This window comes from Pseudoalteromonas sp. SIMBA_162 (assembly GCF_046535955.1).
Classification (GTDB): Bacteria; Pseudomonadota; Gammaproteobacteria; order Enterobacterales; family Alteromonadaceae; genus Pseudoalteromonas; species Pseudoalteromonas marina.
Genome location: NZ_JAWJBQ010001225.1, coordinates 1 through 235, shown reverse-complemented (window position 1 = coordinate 235; position 235 = coordinate 1). Strand labels below are relative to the sequence as shown.

The window sequence follows — 235 nt, the reverse complement described above, 5'->3', positions numbered from 1 at the left end:
GCGTGCCGGCATGCTGCTGGGCTTCCAGTACCCGGTGGAAATCCCGGGGGTCAAGAACGTCTACCTGCTCAAGGCGGCGCTGAATGCCAAGCGTGAAGCCGAAGGCCTGGGCGAGATTCCGGCCCCGGAATTCATGAAGCTGATCCGCGAGAAACTGGCCTTCATGCAGATGGACGCCAGCTTCCTGCAGCGCGCCGTCAACGAAGGCTTCTCCGGCGGTGAGAAGAAGCGCAAC

At 62.6% G+C, this 235-nt stretch carries 1 pseudogene; it reads left to right on the top strand.

From position 1 onward, the window contains the following. A pseudogene (locus R0J88_RS23545) lies at positions 1 to 235 on the top strand (hypothetical protein); the annotation flags it as partial.